Origin of the sequence: Dechloromonas sp. H13, from assembly GCF_009469615.1 — a bacterium.
GTDB lineage: Bacteria > Pseudomonadota > Gammaproteobacteria > Burkholderiales > Rhodocyclaceae > Azonexus.
Window position 1 is genome coordinate 222,581 of record NZ_SSXX01000004.1, and the last position, 17,850, is coordinate 240,430.

13 protein-coding genes are annotated in these 17,850 nt (G+C 65.9%); 10 read left to right on the forward strand and 3 right to left on the reverse strand.

Features of this window, described 5'->3' with window-relative positions; all coding sequences use genetic code 11:
- Position 1: 1 nt before the first annotated feature.
- Both GH660_RS11425 and GH660_RS11430 read right to left on the reverse strand, forming a co-directional pair.
- On the reverse strand, positions 2 to 2,506 hold the full coding sequence (locus GH660_RS11425) for an arylsulfatase (RefSeq protein ID WP_153146784.1): 2,505 nt from the start codon (positions 2,504 to 2,506) through the stop codon (positions 2 to 4).
- Between the two features lie 39 nt (positions 2,507 to 2,545).
- Positions 2,546 to 3,412 (reverse strand): hypothetical protein, encoded by an 867-nt coding sequence (locus GH660_RS11430; RefSeq protein ID WP_153146785.1) that lies wholly within the window; start codon positions 3,410 to 3,412, stop codon positions 2,546 to 2,548.
- Positions 3,413 to 3,620: 208 nt separating this feature from the next.
- On the opposite strand from GH660_RS11430, the gene GH660_RS11435 reads away from it, so the two are divergent.
- Entirely contained in the window at positions 3,621 to 4,643 is a 1,023-nt protein-coding gene (locus tag GH660_RS11435) for a multiheme c-type cytochrome (RefSeq protein ID WP_153146786.1), read from the forward strand.
- Between the two features lie 21 nt (positions 4,644 to 4,664).
- Positions 4,665 to 6,038, forward strand: coding sequence for a tetratricopeptide repeat protein (locus tag GH660_RS11440; RefSeq protein WP_194266297.1), 1,374 nt, complete (start codon positions 4,665 to 4,667; stop codon positions 6,036 to 6,038).
- Between the two features lie 10 nt (positions 6,039 to 6,048).
- Here the strand turns inward: GH660_RS11440 and GH660_RS11445 are convergent, their stop codons facing one another.
- Complete coding sequence (locus GH660_RS11445) at positions 6,049 to 7,080, reverse strand: AraC family transcriptional regulator (RefSeq protein WP_153146788.1); 1,032 nt, start codon at positions 7,078 to 7,080, stop codon at positions 6,049 to 6,051.
- Between the two features lie 211 nt (positions 7,081 to 7,291).
- On the opposite strand from GH660_RS11445, the gene GH660_RS11450 reads away from it, so the two are divergent.
- The 8 genes from GH660_RS11450 (at position 7,292) to GH660_RS11485 (ending at position 17,848) form a co-directional block, all read left to right on the forward strand.
- Positions 7,292 to 9,040 carry an ATP-binding protein gene (locus tag GH660_RS11450; protein WP_153146789.1) on the forward strand — a complete coding sequence of 583 codons (1,749 nt, stop codon included), beginning with the start codon at positions 7,292 to 7,294 and terminating at the stop codon, positions 9,038 to 9,040.
- Complete coding sequence (locus GH660_RS11455; RefSeq protein WP_153146790.1) at positions 9,037 to 10,401, forward strand: sigma-54 dependent transcriptional regulator; 1,365 nt, start codon at positions 9,037 to 9,039, stop codon at positions 10,399 to 10,401. Before GH660_RS11450 ends, GH660_RS11455 begins: the two co-directional genes overlap by 4 nt.
- A gap of 146 nt (positions 10,402 to 10,547) precedes the next feature.
- Complete coding sequence (locus GH660_RS11460; protein ID WP_153146791.1) at positions 10,548 to 11,558, forward strand: hypothetical protein; 1,011 nt, start codon at positions 10,548 to 10,550, stop codon at positions 11,556 to 11,558.
- On the forward strand, positions 11,555 to 12,226 hold the full coding sequence (locus tag GH660_RS11465; RefSeq protein WP_153146792.1) for a cytochrome b/b6 domain-containing protein: 672 nt from the start codon (positions 11,555 to 11,557) through the stop codon (positions 12,224 to 12,226). Before GH660_RS11460 ends, GH660_RS11465 begins: the two co-directional genes overlap by 4 nt.
- A 61-nt stretch (positions 12,227 to 12,287) precedes the next feature.
- Complete coding sequence (locus tag GH660_RS11470) at positions 12,288 to 13,364, forward strand: ethylbenzene dehydrogenase-related protein (RefSeq protein ID WP_194266298.1); 1,077 nt, start codon at positions 12,288 to 12,290, stop codon at positions 13,362 to 13,364.
- Positions 13,365 to 13,557: 193 nt separating this feature from the next.
- Positions 13,558 to 13,824: a helix-turn-helix transcriptional regulator gene (locus GH660_RS11475; RefSeq protein ID WP_228276470.1), complete on the forward strand. Its 267-nt coding sequence runs from the start codon at positions 13,558 to 13,560 to the stop codon at positions 13,822 to 13,824.
- Positions 13,821 to 15,965: a bifunctional acyl-ACP--phospholipid O-acyltransferase/long-chain-fatty-acid--ACP ligase gene (gene aas / locus GH660_RS11480; RefSeq protein ID WP_153146795.1), complete on the forward strand. Its 2,145-nt coding sequence runs from the start codon at positions 13,821 to 13,823 to the stop codon at positions 15,963 to 15,965. The genes GH660_RS11475 and aas overlap by 4 nt, the downstream gene beginning before the upstream one ends.
- A 2-nt stretch (positions 15,966 to 15,967) precedes the next feature.
- On the forward strand, positions 15,968 to 17,848 hold the full coding sequence (locus GH660_RS11485; RefSeq protein ID WP_153146796.1) for an MFS transporter: 1,881 nt from the start codon (positions 15,968 to 15,970) through the stop codon (positions 17,846 to 17,848).
- Positions 17,849 to 17,850: the final 2 nt, after the last annotated feature.

Consider the following 17,850-nt stretch of genomic DNA (forward strand, 5'->3'; position numbering starts at 1 on the left):
GTCAGTCCTTGCCCTTCATCGCCGCTTCGAGCTTCTTGATGTCCTCCGGCGACAATTGCGGCCGGTCGATCTTGATCGTCAGCTTGTTCAGTTTGCCGGTGAAGGCGAACGGCGGCTTGTAGTCGGCATCGTTCACGCCGGTCAGCGTGTCGGAACCGACGTCGAAGCTTTCGTCCCACTGCAGGATCATCGGCAGCGTCTTAGGCATCGTCTTGGTCGCGACCACCTTGCCGTCGACCTTGAGCGTGCCCGTGCCTGGCCGACCGACGCCGCTGAAGTTGTTGAACGCCAGCGTGCCGGCGCCCAGGCCGTCGTACTTGAAGTCGAACTCGAGGGTGTGCTTGCCCGGCGTCAGGACATCCGGGCCTTCCCACTTCAGGCGTTCCAGATCGACCATGTTCCACAGCCACACCGGCTTGCCCTTGAGCAGATAGAAGCCGTAGCCGGCGAAGCGGCCGCCCGAGGTCACGATCATCCCTTCGGCACCGCCCTGCGGCACGTCGATGTCCGCCGTGAAGGTATAGGAAGCGTTCAGGATGAACGGCGAATCGCCCTGCGGCAGGCCGGTCATCGGCCGCGTATAGACGAACTCGTTGCGGCCCGCGGTGATGTTCGGGCGTGGCGCGACGATACGCGCAGCCACCGACGCATCAAGCGGCAGCACCTGGTGCTTCTTCGCCTCGGCCAGGAACGCCGAGCGCATCTCCTTGACCTTCTGCGGGTACTTCGCGGCAACGTCCTCCTGTTGGTTCCAGCTTTCCTTGAGGTTGTAGAGCTGGAAGACCTGGTTGTTCAGCGGGTCGGGATTGGCCGCGCCGAAGGCCTGCCACGGCGCACGGTTGACCTTGGTGCTGAGCAGCCAGCCGTCGTCGTACAAGGCCCACTGGCCCATCATTTCGAAGTACTGGGTCTTGTGGCGCGACGGCGCTTTCGCGTTCTTCGCGTCGAAGGTGTAGAGGAAGCTGGTGCCCTCGATCGGTGCCTGCTTGATGCCGTCGACGATATCGGGCGCCTTCAGTCCGGCGGCTTCGAGGATGGTCGGCACGACGTCGATGACGTGGATGAACTGCTCGCGCAGCGCGCCCTTGTCCTTGATCCGCGCCGGCCACGACACCGCCATGTTCTGGTTGATGCCGCCGAGGCGCGAGGCGTTCTGCTTGAACCAGTCGAAGGGTGTGTCGAAGGCCCACGACCAGCCGGCCGACATGTGGTTGTAGGTTTGCTCGGTACCCCAGACGTCGTAGAATTTCATCTGAACTTCCGCCGGCAACTCGTTCAGGCCGTTGAAAAAGGCCACCTCGTTCGGCGTGCCCAGGGGCCCGCCCTCGGCGCTGGTGCCGTTGTCGCCGTTGATGTAGATGATCAGCGTGTTGTCCAGGCGGCCAGCGTCCTCGAAGGCCTGGACTACGCGGCCGATCTCGCTGTCGCTGTAGGCTGCATAGGCGGCAAAGACTTCGACCTGGCGGATGAAGAGCTTCTTTTCCTCGGCGGTAAGCGATGCCCAGGGCTTCAGCACGTCGCTAGGCCAGGGCGTGAGCTTCAGGTCCTTGGGGATCACACCGAGCCTCTTCTGGTTCTCGAAGATGGTTTCGCGCAGCTTCTCGTAGCCATCGTCGAAGAGTTTCATCGCCCGGATCTTCTCCACCCATTCCTTGGTCGGGTGGTGCGGCGCGTGCGTGGCGCCCGGCGCGTACTTGATGAAGATCGGCTTGGCCGGGTCGATCTGGTGCATGCGCGAGATGTAGTCCACCGCGTCGTCCGCCATGCCCGTGATCAGGTTCCAGCCCGGCTTGCCCTGGAACGGATAGATCTGCGTGGTATTGCGGAACAGGTTCGGCTGCCACTGGTTGGAGTCGCCGCCGACGAAGCCGTAGAAGTACTCGAAGCCCATGCCGATGGGCCACTGGTCGAACGGGCCGACCTGGCTCGCCTGGAAGGCCGGCACGTTATGGTCCTTGCCGAACCACGCGGTGGAGTAGCCGTTGTCCTTGAGCATGCGGCCGATCGTCGCCTTGTCGCGCTCGATGATCGAGTTGTAGCCGGGGAAGCCGGTGGACTGCTCGGAGATCACGCCGAAGCCGGCCGAATGGTGGTTGCGCCCGGTGATCAGCGCGGCGCGCGTCGGCGAGCACAGCGCCGTCGAGAAGACGCGGTTGTAGCGCAGGCCGTTGTTGGCGATGCGGTCCATGGTGGGCGTCGGGATGACGCCGCCGAAGGTGCTGGGCACGCCAAAGCCGGCGTCGTCGGTGATGATCAGCAGCACGTTCGGCGCGCCCTTGGGCGGCACGATGCGCGGTGCCCACCAGTACTTGGACTGCAGCGCATCGTTCTTGATGACGCCGCCGAACTTGGGGTCGGGTGCCGGCAACTGCTTGTTGCTGATCGTCGTCGTCGCATCGGGCGAACCCAACACGCCGGTCACCTGCTGGGCCGAGGCCGGTTGCGGGGCGGCTGCGGTCAACAGCCCCGCAAGCCCGAAAATCACTGCCAGTGCGGTGTTTTTCATGTTGCTTTCTCCAGACAGCTACTGCATGTTGCCGCTTGCTCAGAAGCGGAAGTTGGCCCCGATCGCCAGGCCGCCGAAGCTCAGGTTGTCGAGCAGCTTGTCGTCATCCTGGCTGTAGTACAGGTAGCGGTAGTCGACCACGAGGTCGCCCCACTTGAAGGCGTAGCCGATGCCGGCGACGCCCTGCCAGGTGAAGGTCGAACCGCCGCCGCCGACGTCGACGTAACCGCGGGCGAACCAGTCGCTCTCGCCGAAATTCGCGCGGCCGCGCAGGCCGACGATGCCGGCCCAGATGTCTTCACGCTTGCTGACGCCGCCCTGGCGGGCGAAGGTTGCCGTGCGTCCGCCGGGGCCGGTGCCGGTGATCGTCGTCGTCAGCGACCAGTTGGTTTCGGCGTCGAGGCCGAGATAGCGGAAGCCGCCAAGCACCTCCAGGTTCGCCTTCGGCTCCTGCACCAGTGCATAGCCGCCGGCCATCGTCCACACCACGCCCTTGAGGTCGGAGGTTGCGCCGGCATTGACCGACGACGTCGAGATATTGACCGGGCCGGGGCCGGGGTTGAGATCGACGCTCTGCACCTTGCCGTCGGTGCCGGAGAAATGGAGATAGATCAGGTCGGTGCCGAGCACCCAGCGGCCGTTGCGCGCGGTGCCGGTCACCATCGCCGCCATGTCCAGGCTGTCGAAATAGTTGTCGGGGTCGATCTTGACGCGGGCACTGCCGCCACCCAGCGGCGGCGGCCCGTAGTTGAGCTCGCCCTTGACGGTGGGCAGCCAGATGTAAGGCTCCACGGTGAACTTCCAGCCCTCGGCGACGGCAGTCTGGGCATTCGCCAGGCCGGGTGTCAGCAGCGCTGCTGCGGTGGTCGCGGCGACCGCCGCGGTGCGTATGGCCTGATGCTTCATGAATCCCCCTGTGGTGACGCGCCAAAAGATCAAGCCCGGATCGCCTCCCAGCTGCCGGGCCTCATGAATACCTTATGGATAATTCTAGAACTAATAAATGTCAAAAAACTTACATGTTGCGACAATCTATTCACCGTTTGCGACATTTGTGCTTCTTGCGCCAGCATGGCGGCAAAATGCGATCAACATTGCGGGGGAGCGCTGAATCGTGAAGTACAAGGGACGGCCGCGGGCCGGGACGGCGGCGGCCGGCGCCGATCAAAGGACGGGCAGCGCGCCGCGCGCCGGTGGCGGTTCGGGCCGCCTGTGGGCGCCGCTTGCCGCCATCCTGCTGTTCGTCGTCGTTGCTGCCGTCGCCTTCTGGTGGTCGCGTGGCCCGGCGCCGGCGGGCGAAGCGGCGGTGCCGGCGCTGCAAGGTGCGGCGCGGCCGGTCGCCTATGTCGCCGAAACGGCCTGCGCCCAATGCCATGAAAAGGCGTTCTCGGCCTGGCAGGGTTCGCACCACGACCAGGCGATGATGCACGCCAGCGAAGCCAGCGTGCGCGGCGATTTCAACAATGCCAGCTTCACCCGCAAGGGCGAGAAGTCGCGTTTTTTCCGGCGCGACGGCCGATTCTTCGTCAACACGCCGGGGGCCGACGGCAAGGCGCAGGATTTCGAGGTCAAGTACACCTTCGGCGTCGATCCCCTGCAGCAATACCTGGTCGAATTTCCCGGCGGCCGCCTGCAGGCTCTGCCGCTCGCCTGGGATACGCGCCAGCGGCGCTGGTTCCATCTGGCCGGCGAAACCCGCCGCGCCGCCGACGACCGGCTGCACTGGAGCGGGCGCTACCAGAACTGGAACCTGATGTGCGCCGAGTGCCACAGCACCAACCTGCGCAAGGGCTACGATACCAGGACCGACACCTACGACACCCGCTGGGATCTGCTCAACGTCGGCTGCCAGTCGTGTCACGGCCCTGGCGGCGCCCACGTCGCCTGGGCCGAGGCGCGGCAGGGCGGCAAGCCGGCGCCGGCCGACGGTCACGCGCGTTATGGCCTGGTGGTCGATTTCCGGGCCGGCGATGCGCGCCACGAGGTCGACGCCTGCGGCGCCTGCCATTCGCGCCGCCAGCGCCTGAGCGACGGCGACGCGCCGGGCGTGCCCTATCTCGACAACCATCAGCCGGAACTGCTGCGCGAGGGGCTGTATCACGCCGACGGCCAGCAGCTCGACGAGGTCTACGTCTAAGGCTCGATGCTGCAGAGCCGGATGTACCAGCGCGGCGTGCGCTGCACCGATTGCCACGACGCCCACAGCCTGAGGCTCAAGGCCGCCGGCAACGCGGTGTGCACCCAATGCCACAACGCCGCCGGCAACCCGCGCTTTCCGACCCTACGGCACGCCGATTACGACACCCCGGCGCACCACTTCCATCCGGCCGGCGGTGCCGCCGCCCAGTGCACGAGCTGCCACATGCCGAGCAAAAATTACATGGTCGTCCACGCGCGTCCCGATCACAGTTTCCGCATTCCGCGCCCCGATCTCTCGGCCAGGCTCGGCACGCCGAACGCCTGCAACCAGTGCCACGCCGACCGCACGCCGGTCTGGGCGGCCGCCGCCGTTGCCGGCTGGTACGGCGCCGGCCGCCGCCAGGAAGCGACCTTCGCGCCGGCCTTCGCCGCTGCCCGCGCCGGCCGGCGCGAGGCTGGTCCCGCCCTGCTGGCGATCATCCGCGACCCCGACCAGGCCGCCATCGTCCGCGCGACGGCCATCGAGATGCTGCGCGACGATGGCGAGGCGGCGCAGAGCGCCCTGATGCAGGCCCGGGACGACCGCGAGGCGCTGGTGCGCGCGGCGGCCGCCCAGGCGCTGGCCGACCAGCCGCCGGCCCGTCGCCTCTACGCGCTGGCGCCCCTGCTGCACGACCCGGTCCGCCTGGTCCGCATCCAGGCGGCGCGCAGCCTGTCCACCGTGCCGCTGGCGAGTTTTTCCACGGCCGAACGGCGGGCCTTCGACGCGGCGTTCGCCGAATACATGGACGCCCAGGCCGCGCTGGCCGACATGCCGGCTACCAGCCTCAACCTGGCCAATCTGAATTCGCTGCGCGGCGAGGACGCCGCAGCGCGGGCGCTCTATGCCCGCACCCTGGAGATGGACCCCTACCTGGTGCCGGCGCGCACTGCTTTCGCCAGCCACCTGAGCGCAGCCGGCGACCACGCCGCGGCCGAGGCCGTGCTGCGCGAGGGCGTCCGGCGCAGTCCCGACGATGGCGGCCTGCACTATTCGCTCGGCCTCCTGCTCGCCGAATCGGGGCAACTCGCCGCGGCGGCCGGGGAACTGGGGGCGGCCGCCCGTCTGCAGCCGGACAACGCCCGCATCGCCTACAACCACGGCCTGGCGCTGCAGCAGCTCGGCCGCCGGCGCGACGCCGAAGCGGCGCTGATCCGGGCCTACGACCTCGATTCCGGCGAGCCGGCCTACGCCTATGCGCTGGCGAGCCTGTACCTGCAGGAAGGCCGCCGGGAATCCGCGCTGCGCTACGCCGAGCGCCTGCTGGCCGCGCATCCGGACAACCCCGAGGCGCAGCAGCTGATCGAGCACCTTCGCCGCGGTCAACCCCAGAAACCGGGGCAAAACCGCTGAACCGCCGCCGCTATTTCTTGCGCCAGGCCGCCGGCGAAATGCCCTCCCAGGCGACGAAGGCGCGGTTGAAGGCGCTGGCGTTGGAATAGCCGAGCATCCTGGCGATTTCCTTGAGGCTGCTGCGGGTGTCGCACAGCAGCTGGCAGGCGAGATCGTGGCGGGCCTTGTTGTACAGCTCGCGGAAGCTGGTACCGGCCGTTTCGAGGCGCCGGTTCAGGGTGCGCGGGTGTAGCGACAGTTCGGCGGCCAGCGCGTTGAGGGTGAGGCGGCTGCTGCCGAGGCGGGCGAAGATGGCGAGGTAGGCCTCGTCGTGAAAACCGGCGTCCGCATGCCGGCGCAAGTCGCTCAGGTACTGCTCGAAATGCCGCCGCAGCAAGGGGTCGGCCTGGCTGATCGGGCGCGTCAGGCAGGCCGCTGCGAAGCGCAGGCAATTCCGTTCGGCGTTGAAATGCACCGGCGCCTTGAAGAAGCGTTCGTAGACGCCGACGTCGGCCGGGCGATCGCGCCGGAACATGACCTCGACCGGCCGCCAGTCCGGCCCGCACAAGGCATGCAGGATCTTCCAGCCGATCGCCAGCGCCGTTTCGTATACCTCGTCGCTGCCGGCCACGCCCTTCTCGGTGATTTCGTAACCGATGGCGGCCATGTCGCCCGCCACTTCCATGAAGGCATTGGCGCCGCGCTCGTGGAGGTCGAGATTCGCCACCAGGTCGCCCAGGGCCGTCCCGACATCGGGCGCGTTGCGCATCAGGAAGCCGACGGCCCCCAGCGACGAGGCGCCGCCCCGCTGCCCGAGCAGCAGACCGAAATGCGGACAGCCGGTAGCCTGCGCGCCGGCCTTGATCAGGGCTGCCGCGCGGACGTAGGGCACCAGGTTTTCGGGGTTGTCGAAGTCGCCCGGCGCGATGCCGCAGGACTCGATGAGCGGTTCGGGGCGCACGCCGAATTCCTGCAGCAGCTCGGGAATCGCCATCAGCGGCGCGATGCGGAGCATCCCGGCTTTCGGCGCCTGGCGGCGCCGGGGCATGTTGTCGATCGTCATTCAGGCTTCCATCGGGGGCGCATGCCGGACAGGGCGACGCCGCAGCACGGCTGGCGAATGCGCATTGCGCCGGATGTTGCCGGCGGATCGGCGGGAGGTCAATCGCCCGCTGCGGACAGGGTTGCCGGTTGCGCCCCGGGGCGTCGCGCGTGGTTGCCGGCCGGATCCGGTCGCTTGGCGTCTTGCCGCATTCCAACCTACTATCGCGGCGATGGACAACCAGGCTTTCCCGACCAGACCCAAGAGCATCAAGGCGGCATTTCTGCGCGCCTTCGGGCTGGCGCTGCTCGTCATCATGGGGGTGTTCGCGACTGCCATCTACATGGCGGAAGCCAAGGTTCGCGACCGCGACCTCGCGGAACGCGCGCCGGCGGTGGCCGCGCTTTTTGCCGTCAAGCTGGGCAAGGACAGCGCCCTGATGCATGCCGTCGGGCACGCGATGATGGGCAATGCGGCCATCGCGCAGGCGTTCCGGCAACGCAACCGGCAGGCGCTGGAGGATCAAGGCCGGGAGCTGTTCGAGATCCTGCGAACCGACCATCGCATCACCCACCTGTATTTCGACCTGCCCGACCGCGTCAACCTGTATCGCTTTCACAGTCCCGACCGGTATGGCGACAAGATCGACCGCGCCACCATGCTGCAGGCGCACAGTCGCAGCGAACCGGTCAACGGCCTGGAACTCGGCCCGCTCGGCACCCTGACGCTGCGCATGGTCATGCCGTGGCGCCAGGGTAGGCAGCATCTCGGCTACATCGAAGTCGGCGAGGAAATCGAGCATCTGATCAGCGAGGTCAGCGCCACGCTGGCCGTCGATCTCGCCGTGCTGGTCAACAAGCGTTATCTTGCCGAACCGCAGTGGCAGCAGGGGCAGGACATGATGAACCGGCAGGGGGACTGGAGTCGCTTCGCGAGCCATGTCGTCCAGGCGCAAACGATGACCGGGCTGCCCGCTACCCTCGACGAAACGGTGCTCGCCAGGCTGCTGGCCGGGAAAACGGTCAAGATCAAGGATCAGGGGCGTTCGCTGCATGCGGCGCTGGCGCCCCTCGACGATGCTGCCGGCCATCATATCGGCGAACTGCTGCTGATCCGCGACATCAGCGACCTGGAAGCGACCTTCAATGGCTACATGGCGGTCGTGATCCTGCTCAGCCTGGGAGTTGCCGCCGGTGTCTTCGGCGTCTTCTACGTCGCCCTGGAGCGCGTCGACAAGGACTACCAGCGCCAGCACGAACTCGAGCATCGCCTGTTGCGCATGAACACCGAGCACCAGCGCATCCTGCAACTCGAGAAGCTTTCGGCGCTGGGCACGATGGTCGGCGGCATCGCCCACCAGCTGAACAATCCGCTGGTCGGCGTCGTCAATATGGCGGAACTGGCGGCACGCGAAGCCGACGATCCGGATCGCACCCGCGAGCTGCTCGACGAAATCCAGCGCGCCGGCAGGGACTGCCGGAGCTTCGTGCGCCGCATGCTCGAATTTTCCAAGGTCTCCCGTTTCGAGAGCAGGCCGACGCCGATCGCCGACCTGATCAACGACACGGTGCTGATGTTCCGCCAGACCGAAGCGCGGCATTTGCCGGTGGCGGTCGAATTGCCCGATCCGCCGCCGGAGCTGCTGATCGATCCGATCCTCGTGCGTCATGCGCTGTTCAATCTCCTGCAGAATGCCGCCCAGGCGACCGACGGCCAGGCCGGCATCACGATCCGGCTGGTCGCCGGGACCGACGAGGACTCGGGCGCGCCGGGCTGGTCGCTGATCGTCGCGGATCAGGGGCGGGGCATCGCGCCGGAAGCGCTGGACAAGCTCTTCGTCCCCTTCTTCACCACCCGCAGCGACGGGACCGGGCTCGGCCTGCCGGTCGTCCAGCAGGTCGCCCTGCTGCACCACGGGCACGTTTCCGCGCGCAATCGTCCGCAGGGTGGCGCAGAATTTGCACTATGGCTGCCACGATGAAACCCAGAGTCCTGGTCGTCGACGACGATCGCTACACCCGTACCCTGCTCGATCGCCTGCTCGGCAAGTCCGTCGATATCCGTCTGGCGGCGGATGGCGGCGAGGCACGCCGTCTGTTTGCCGACGAGGACTTCAACCTGGTGCTGATGGATCAATGCCTGCCGGGCGACAACGGCATCGAACTGCTGCGCGAATTTCGCGCCCGGCGGCCGAAGCTGGTCGGCATCCTGATGACCGGGTTCGCCGACGTGCGCGACGCCGTCGCGGCCGTGCGCGAGGGGGTGTTCGACTACCTGACCAAGCCCTTCGAGGATCTCGAAAGCTTCGAGGCCACCGTCGGCAAGGCACTCGAACTCGACGCCGCCTATCGTGAAATTGACGGGCTGCGCGCCCGGCTGGACAGCATCGACGGCGCGCCGGTGGTCATCGGGCAAAGCGCAGCGATGGAACGGATGCTGGGCCAGATCCGCCAGGTCGCCGGGCTCGATACCACCGTCTTGCTCGAAGGCGAAAGCGGCACCGGCAAGGACGTCGTCGCCAAATTGATCCACGCCTGGAGCGCACGGGCAGGCAAGCCCTTCATGGAAGTGAACTGCGGCGCGCTGCCCGAATCCCTGCTCGAAAGTCTGTTGTTCGGTTACGAGAAGGGCGCCTTCACCGGCGCCAGCGTGGCCACCCCGGGATATTTCGAAAAGGCGCACGGCGGCAACCTGTTCCTAGACGAGATCGCCGACATGAGTCCCAAGCTGCAAAGCAGCCTGCTGCGCGTGCTCCAGGACCACCAGTGCACGCGAATCGGCAGCACCGAACCACGCAAGGCCGATTTCCGCCTCATCTGCGCGACCAACCGCAGCCTGGCGGGCGAGGTCAAAGCCGGGCGCTTCCGGGAAGACCTGTTCTACCGCATCAACGTCGTCCGGGTCCGCCTGCCGCCGCTGCGCGAGCGCCAGGGCGACGTGATCCTGCTCGCCACCCACTTCATCGAGCATTTCAATGCGAAATTCCACAAGAACTGCGGTCCGCTGACGCCGGATGCCGTGCGTCGGCTCGAGTCCGCGACCTGGCCGGGCAACGTCCGGGAACTCAAGCACTGTATCGAACGCGCGGTCGCCCTGCATCCGGGCGGCCCGATCGACGCCATGCACGTGTGCCTGGACGATCTGCCGGCGTCGGATGGAACGGTTGCTGCAGTCGCACTGCCATCCGCCTACGAAGAGGCGCGCGCCAATTTCGAGCGCGACTACCTGACCCGCATACTCGAAGCGGCTGGCGGCAACGTTTCGGAAGCCGCCCGCCTGAGCGGGATACCGCGCCAGAGCCTGTATGTGCGGATGAAGCGCTGGGGACTTGTCACCGACTGATGACAGCTGTCACGATTTTGTGACAGCCCTAACGGTGCAGCAAAAAGAGAAACCCTTAATTCGCTGAGGTTTTTTCCGGGCACCCCTATTGGCATGCAGATTGCCTTTCCTGATTCGGATCAATCTCGAATCAAGGGGAAAACAAGGTGTTCTCAACCTGGTGCCAACGAATCTTCGGAGCACTGCTGGTCGCCGGCCTGTGCGGAGCGCCGGTCCATGCCGGCAGCGACAGCCCGATCGACAGCGAAACGCTCGCCAAGAACCGCAAGGCCAACGAGGTCTGCTTCGCCTGCCACAGTCCGGCGGGCATCGCCAAGCCGCCGCGCGCTGACCTCGACATGAGCAAGCTGGCCGATTCCCGCGTCGAGCCGGAAATCTTCAACAAGGCCGACCATGGCGTGATGGACTGCCGCCAGTGCCATTCGTCCAAGCACTACGGCGCCGAGTATCCGCATGGCGCCGCCGGCAAGACGGAAACCAGCCCCTGCAACGAGTGCCATGCCGCCAAGCAGTTGCGCCTCGAGCCGCAGTTCAATGCCTCGGTGCATGCCAAGGTCGAGGGAGTCAAGGAAAAGTTCACCTGCAACACCTGCCACAACGTCCACGTTAACGTCCTTGCGCTGCGCCTCAAGGATCCGGCCAAGATCGTCGAGCAGGACAACCATGGCTGTCTCGCCTGCCACAACTCGGACGCCACCTTCGCCCGGTTCGCGCCGGCGAGCGACAAGATGCCCGGGCAGAAGAAGGCGCGCCCGGACATCGACACCATCCACGAGTGGTTGCCAAACACGAAGGCCCACTGGAAGGCAGTGCGCTGCGTCGAATGCCATACGCCGGAAGTGGCGGCGGGCAAGATGCTTTCGCACGAAATCCTGAACAAGGAAAAGGCCGAGAAGAAGTGCCTGACCTGCCACTCGGCCGACAGTTCGCTGAAGACCCGTCTCTACCGCCACATGGTGAAGGACGAGCAGCAACGCCTGGGTTTCACCAACAGCGTGATCCTCTCCAATTCCTATGTGATCGGTGCCACCCGGCACCCGGAGCTGGACAGGATCGTCATCGGGTTCATCGTCCTCACGCTGGCCGGCGTACTTGGCCACGGCGCCGTCCGCTTCATCGCCGCCCTGCGCCGCCGTAAAAATGGAGAAAAGCAATGACCGAGCGCATCTATCTGCTGCCCCTTTGGATTCGTCTCTGGCACTGGAGCAACGCGCTGCTGATCATCACCCTCTCGGTGACCGGCTTCAGCCTGCATTTCGCCGATCCGAAACTGCCGCTGGTCGAGTTCTCGCTGGCTGCGCGCCTCCACCAGGTCGCCGGCATCGCGCTGGTCGCGCTCTATGCCTTCTTCGTCGTGGCCAACCTCGTCACCGGCAACTGGTGGCAGTACATCCCCAAGCCGCCCGGCATCATCGAGCGCTGCTGGGTGCAGGCAAAGTGGTACATGTTCGGCATCTTCCGCGGCGAGCCGCATCCCTACCGGGTCTCGGAGGAAACCAACTTCAATGCCCTGCAGGCGCTGAGCTACTGGTTCATCATGTACATGGTCATGCCGCTCATGCTGCTCTCCGGCCTGCTTTTCCTGTTTCCCGAATTTGCCCCCGACCGCGTCTTCGGTTTCGACGGCCTGCTGCCGGTGGCCGTGGTGCACTACCTCACCGGCGCCGTCATCGTGATGTTCATGATCGCGCACATCTATCTCGGCACCACCGGCACCACTGCCACCAGCATGTTCAAGACCATGATCAACGGCTGGCACGAACATGTCGGCCCCGAAGAAAGCCGCCATGGCGACCGTCGCCATGCCGACAGGCGCGGCTCATAGTCCCGGAACCCGGAAATTCCCGTCACTGTTTTTTCTTTGCCAAAAAGAAGGAGTTGAAATCATGAGAATGAAAACCGTTGCAAGCTGGGCGCTCATCGCACCGCTGTCCTTGGCCATTGGCACGGCGTTCGCCGCCGGCCGCGAACCGGCACCCAAGGAAAAGCCGAAGGAAATGAAGCCGATCACCGTCACTGCCGTGGCGGCTGCGGCGGCGCCGGTCCTCGATGGCGACACCAAGGATGCGATCTGGAAAACGGCGCCGGTGACCAAGCTCAACGCGGTCAAGGGCTGCAACTTCAAGGACGGCAAGACGACCGCCACGCTGCAGGTCGCCTACGACAAGGAAAACATCTACATGCTCGTCACCTACGACGACCCGACCCTGTCGGTGCAGCGCAGCCCATACAAGAAACAGGCAGACGGCAGCTGGCAGATGTTGAAGGATCCGGATGACAAGGGCGGCGACAACTGCGTCTATTACGAGGACAAGCTGGCCGTGCTGTGGAACATCAACAAGAGCATCGTCGGCTTCGAGAAATTCGGCTGCCAGATCGGCTGCCACGGCGGCGAGGCCGGCAAGCCCTACGGCAACAAGTATGTCGAGGAAGAGGGCGAGCTCGGCGACCTCTGGCACATGAAGTGGGTGCGGACGGGCGCCCCCAACGGCCAGATCGACGACGGTTATCTCGATCACACCCGCTACGACGCCCAGAAGGAGAAAAATGCCGGCCGCAAGACCGACCCCAAGACCGGCGGCGGCTACGATGACGTCAATCTGGTCAACGGCAAGCCCGAATTCATGGGCAAGGACGGCAAGCCGGCCAACAAGGGCGGCACCTACTGGATCAAGGCGGAAGACAAGGTGCCGTTCGACGACGCCAAGTTCAAGCCGGGCGACGAAGTCGCGTCGATTCTGGTCGCCCCCTTCGTCGGCGACCGCGGCGACGTGAAGTACGTCGCCAAGTGGGTCAAGGGCAAGTGGGTTGCCGAAATCTCCCGCAAGCTGGTGACCGGCTCGAAATACGACGTGCAGTTCGACGACCTGAAGAAGACCTACGGCTTCGGCGTCGCGCTGTTCGACAACGCCCAGGTTCGCCACGCCATGGTCGAAGAGCCGCTGGTTCTGGAATTCAAGTAAGCACCGGATAAATCGGAGCGGCCCGGGGATGCCCGGGCCTTTTTTTGCGACGGGGCGCGAGTTGCCGGGGCGTGCGCGAAGAGCCGCGAACGGCCGGTGTCTAAAAAATGCTTGACGGGTACGTGTCGATATAACTAAGATCATCGACATGAAAAATGATTACTCCCAGTCTATCCCGTCCGAGTGGCAGGCCATGTCCCGGATTTTCGTCGCGCTGGGCGACGAGCACCGGCAGCGCATCCTGCTGCTGTTCGAGCCGGGCGAGCGGCTCAATGTCGGGCAGATCGCCGAGGTGTCGACCCTGGCGCGGTCGACCGTCTCGCACCACCTGAAAATCCTGCACGAATCGGGCGTTCTGGCTTCCGAGAAGATCGGCAAGGAAGTCTGGTTCTGGATCAATCGCGACGCCCTGCAGGCCACGCTGGGCAACGTTCTCGACTACATCAGGGATTTCACATGATGCGTACCCTCCTGCGGCCGCTGTTGCGCGGCCTGGCCCGTCTGCTGTTCCGCGTGGACGTCCGCCTGCACCAGTCGGATTTCGCCCGCCCGCGGCTGCTCGTCGTCGCCAATCACGAATCCTTCCTCGACGGCCTGCTGATCGGCCTCTTCCTGCCGATCGACCCGGTTTTCGTGGTCCATACCGGCATCGCCAACAATTTCTGGTTCCGCATCCTGCTCTCGCAGGTGGATTACCTGGCGGTCGATCCGACCAGCCCGATGGCGATGAAGAAGGTAATCCGCCTGATCGAATCCGGGCGGCCGGTGGTGATCTTCCCGGAAGGGCGCATCACGCTGACCGGCAGCCTGATGAAGGTCTACGACGGCCCGGCCTTCGTCGCCGCCAAGACCGGCGCGACGGTGCTGCCGGTGCGCCTCGACGGCGCCTCGCGCAGCTATTTCTCGCGCCTCTCCGGAAAATACCCCAAGGAGTTCTTCCCGACCATCCGCCTGACGGTGTTGCCGGAGCGCCATTTCCCGATGCCGGAAGGCGCCACGGCCCGCCTGCGCCGCCGCAAGTCGGGCGAGGCGATGCGCCGCCTGATGCAGGAAATGATCTTCGCCTCGCGCCCCGAACAGACGATCTACACGGCGCTGTGCGACGCCGCCGAGATTTTCGGCAAGCGCCGCCGCCTGCTCGAGGACGTCAAGCAGATCGAGTATTCGTACAACGACCTGCTCAAGATGGCGCTCGTCCTCGGTCGCCAGGTCGAACGCCTGTCGCGGCCCGGCGAGCGCGTCGGCCTGCTGCTGCCCAACCTGGTGCCGACGCTGGGGTTGATCTTCGGCCTGAGCGCCCGCCGCCGCGTGCCGGCCATGCTCAACTACACGGCCGGCGTGGACGCCATGCAGGCGGCTTGCGACGGCGCCGAGGTGCGCATCGTCGTCACCTCGCGCGCCTTCGTCGAGCAGGCCAAGCTGGGCGACAAGCTGGCGGCCCTGCAGGGCGTCACGGTGCAGTACCTGGAGGACATCCGCGAGCGCATCGGTCTCGCCGACAAGCTGTGGCTGATCGCCTACGCCATCCATTTTCCGCGCGCCATGGAACTGCACGCCTCGCCGGAGGACGCCGCGGTGGTGCTGTTCACCTCCGGCTCGGAGGGCAAGCCGAAGGGGGTCGTGCTGCCGCACCGCGCCATCCTCGCCAACATCGCCCAGATCCGCGCGGTGATCGACTTCTCGGTGGACGACAAGGTGCTCAACGCGCTGCCGATCTTCCACAGCTTCGGCCTCACCGCCGGCGCGCTGCTGCCGGTGCTGACCGGCGCCAGCCTCTTCCTCTACCCGTCGCCGCTGCACTACCGCATCATCCCGGAACTGGCCTACGATCGTTCCTGCACGGTGCTCTTCGGCACGTCGACCTTTCTCGCCAACTACGCCAAGTTCGCCCATCCCTACGACTTCTACCGCCTGCGCTACGTCGTGGCCGGCGCCGAAAAGCTGTCGGAGGCGGTGCGCAGCCAGTGGTTCGAGAAATTCGGCATCCGCATCTTCGAAGGCTACGGCGCGACCGAAACCGCGCCGGTGCTCTCGGTCAACACGCCGATGGCCTATAAAACCGGCACCGTCGGCAACCTGCTGCCGGGCATCGAACACCGCCTGCTGCCGGTGCCCGGCATCGAGCACGGCGGCATCCTGCACGTGCGCGGGCCGAACGTGATGGCCGGCTACCTCAAGGCCGACCAGCCGGGCGTGCTGCAGCCGCCGGCTTCCGAACTCGGCGCCGGCTGGTACGAGACCGGCGACGTCGTGCAGATCGACGACGAGGGTTTCGTGAAGATCGTCGGCCGCGTCAAACGCTTCGCCAAGATCGCCGGCGAGATGGTCAGCCTGGAAGTGGCGGAAAAGCTGGCGGCGGCGAGTTCGCCGGAAAAAATGCACGCCGTTTCCAGCCAGCCCGACGCTGCCAAGGGCGAGGCGCTGGTGCTGTTCACCACCGACGGCGAGCTGACCCGCGAACAGCTCGCCGCCACGGCGCGCGAACTCGGCGTGCCGGAGCTGGCCGTGCCGCGCAAGATCCGGTGCGTCGAGGCGCTGCCGCTGCTCGGCACCGGCAAGATCGATTACGTGACCCTTAAACGTCTGGCCGAGGCAGTGTAAACATGAGCGGACAATTCGGACTCCTGAAGACGAAGCGCTTTGCGCCCTTCTTCACCACCCAGTTTCTCGGCGCCTTCAACGACAACCTGTTCAAGAACGCGCTGATCGTCCTGCTGACCTTCCAGTCGGTGCAATGGACGACGCTCCAGCCGGAGCTGCTGGCCAACCTGGCGGCCGGCATCTTCATCCTGCCCTTCTTCCTGTTCTCGGCGACCGCCGGGCAACTGGCCGACAAGTATGACAAAGCCGTGCTGGCGCGCCTGGTCAAGGTACTGGAAATGGTCATCATGGGCGTCGCCGCCGCCGGCTTTTTCATGCACAGCCTGCCCTTGCTGATGGGCGGGCTGTTCCTGCTCGGCCTGCATTCGACGCTGTTCGGGCCGGTCAAGTACGCCATCCTGCCGCAGCACCTGCACACCGACGAGCTGGTCGGCGGCAACGCGCTGATCGAGGCCGGCACCTTCGTCGCCATCCTGGTCGGCACGCTGGCCGGCGGCCTGCTCGCCGGGTCGGTCGAGCATTCGGCGTGGATCGCGCTTGGCGGTTTCGTCGTCGCCTTCGCCGGCTACCTGGCCAGCCGCGGCATTCCTGCGGCACCGGCGCCGGTGCCCGGGTTGAAGGTCAACCCCAATCCGATCACCGAAACCTGGCGCAACATCAACTTCGCCCGCGCCAACCGCACGGTCTTCCTCTCCATCCTCGGCATCTCGTGGTTCTGGCTCTACGGCGCGCTGTTCCTCGCCCAGTTCCCGGCCTACGCGAGGAACGTGCTGGGCGGTAGCGAAGCATCGGTCACGCTGCTGCTCGCCACCTTCACGGTCGGTATCGGCCTCGGCTCGCTGTTGTGCGAGCGGATGTCCGGCAAGCGCGTCGAGATCGGCCTCGTGCCCTTCGGCTCGATCGGCCTGACGCTGTTCGGGCTCGACCTCTATTTCGCCTCGCCGGTCGGGCTGGCCGGCAACGGCACCCACGAACTGCTGGCCCTGCTCAGCCTGCCGGCGGTCTGGCGCGTGCTGTTCGACCTGATGATGCTCGGCGTCTTCGGCGGCTTCTTCATCGTCCCGCTCTACGCCCTGGTCCAGTTGCGCAGCGCCGAGGAAACGCGCGCCCGCATCATCGCCGCCAACAACATCGTCAATGCGCTGTTCATGGTCGTCGGCGCCCTCGGCGCGGCGGCGCTGCTCAGCGCCGGGTTGTCGATCCCCGCGTTGTTCGGCATCGCGGCCCTGCTCAACGCGGCGGTGGCGATCTACATCTACGGGCTGGTGCCGGAATTCCTGCTGCGTTTCATCGCCTGGCTGCTGATCAAGGCCGCCTACCGGTTGCGCAGTGAAGGGCTCGACCATATCCCGCAGGAGGGGGCCGCCGTGCTGGTCGCCAACCACGTCAGTTTCGTCGACGCGGTGATCATCATGGGCGCCGCGCCGCGCCCGGTGCGCTTCGTGATGGACCACCGCATCTTCCGCATTCCCGTTCTCAGCTACATCTTCCGCCACTGCGGCGCGATTCCCATCGCCGCGGCCAAGGAAGACCCGGCGCTGATGGAAAAGGCTTTCGCCGCAGTGTCGACCGCGCTGGCCGAGGGCGAGCTGGTCGCCATCTTCCCCGAGGGCAACATCACCCGCGACGGCGAACTGCAGACCTTCCGCCCCGGCATCAGCCGCATCCTCGCCGCCAACCCGGTGCCGGTCGTGCCGCTGGCGCTGTCCGGTCTGTGGGGCAGCTTCTTCTCGCGGGTCGATGGCGAGGCGATGAAGAAGCCGTTCCGGCGCGGCCTGTTCTCGCGGATCACGCTGCGGGTCGGGGCACCGGTTGCCGCCGCCGAGGCGACGCCGGCGAAGCTGCAGGCCACGGTGCTCGCCCTGCGCGGCGATTGCCGCTGAGG